The 1,207-nt window shown below is 39.3% G+C and carries 2 protein-coding genes; both read right to left on the bottom strand.

Annotation, left to right across the window (positions count from 1 at the left end; translation table 11 throughout):
* Positions 1 to 10: 10 nt before the first annotated feature.
* Complete coding sequence (locus V7K89_RS34330) at positions 11 to 943, bottom strand: IS630 family transposase (RefSeq protein WP_335195343.1); 933 nt, start codon at positions 941 to 943, stop codon at positions 11 to 13.
* Positions 856 to 1,122: a helix-turn-helix domain-containing protein gene (locus V7K89_RS34325; RefSeq protein ID WP_335195342.1), complete on the bottom strand. Its 267-nt coding sequence runs from the start codon at positions 1,120 to 1,122 to the stop codon at positions 856 to 858. Before V7K89_RS34325 ends, V7K89_RS34330 begins: the two co-directional genes overlap by 88 nt.
* Positions 1,123 to 1,207: the final 85 nt, after the last annotated feature.

Here is a 1,207-nt window from a genome sequence, read left to right as displayed (position 1 = left end):
TAAACCATGTCTATCTTGAAACCCGTAGTTTTTCCTCATCTTCTTCAAGGTGATTTTTCACCCACAAGCGCTCGCAAATTTCAAAAGGATGGGAATTAATATCTTGTTCAAAGAAATGAACTCGTTCAATTAATTCAGCAGGTGACTGGTAGCATGTATGATAAGTTACATCTTCACGCAACCATTGCCAGAGGTGTTCGACAGGCATAAAGTCAGGGCTGTAACCAGGTAAAGGTTCCAGGTTGATTTGTAAAATCTCTAATGCTTCTTTGACAGTTTGAGAACGGTGATAAGGAGCACCATCCCAAATTAGAGTCATGTTGCGTTCCGGAAACTCAGTTCTCAAATGTTTTAAAACATCAATTGTATTGAATTGATCTGCTTTCAAATAAGGAAAAATTTTGACTTTGGCATAGTTATAAACATAGATCCCATAAAAGGAAACCTTGGTTCTTCCTGGAGAATTGGAACTAACCCAAAAACGTTCTCCTTTAATTGACCAGCCATAACCTTCATCGCTGTCAAGATGAATGTGTGCCTCATCGATAAAAATCAGTAACTGACCATTGTTCAGAGCATCATCGAGTAAACCCTGTAGATTTTCCAAATACTCAGCACGTTTTTTGCTGTTGGCTTTATTTAACAGTTTCCGCGCTTTCTTCCATGAAAATCCTAAATTCTTGAGAGTCTTACGCACTGATTCACGACAACATTTGAGATTAAATTGATTGTTAATCCAAGCTACTAAACGCTTCAACGTCCAACGAGGTAAGAACTCAAGATTAAGCTTTTTTTGCTGAGGTGCTGTTGCTGCCAGTTCTAAGGTTTTACGAATCTCTCTATCAAGTGCTTTCTCTATTTGTTTTGAAAAAGGGGGGGATGACCACCTGTATGTTGATACCGCAGTACTTCTATACCTGAAATATTGTAACGATGTACCCATTCCATGATTGTCTGAGGGTTGCGTCTTGTTTCCCGACCTACCTGTGTTGCGCTTTTTCCATTACATATCTCATACAGTGCCATCAAACGTTCGCGGGTACGAGCATGATTTGCTTTTAACGCCTCTTGTCTCAATATTGAGCTACTTTGATTCCAACGATCGCACTCTACCTTAAGCATCCTCGTTTTTTTCTCTACTACACCTACTTCCTCAGAGTAATATTTTTTCTGGCAAAACTCCAGTTCTCAAGATGGATGAGGTTTA

Source organism: Nostoc sp. (assembly GCF_036917515.1).
GTDB lineage: Bacteria > Cyanobacteriota > Cyanobacteriia > Cyanobacteriales > Nostocaceae > Nostoc.
This window is presented reverse-complemented; position numbering and strand designations above follow the sequence as displayed.

What these genes read in the sequence shown, in the direction of transcription:
- V7K89_RS34330 (WP_335195343.1), bottom strand. Translation starts at nt 943, where the DNA reads ATGGGTACATCGTTACAATATTTCAGGTATAGAAGTACTGCGGTATCA.
- V7K89_RS34325 (WP_335195342.1), bottom strand. Translation starts at nt 1,122, where the DNA reads ATGCTTAAGGTAGAGTGCGATCGTTGGAATCAAAGTAGCTCAATATTG.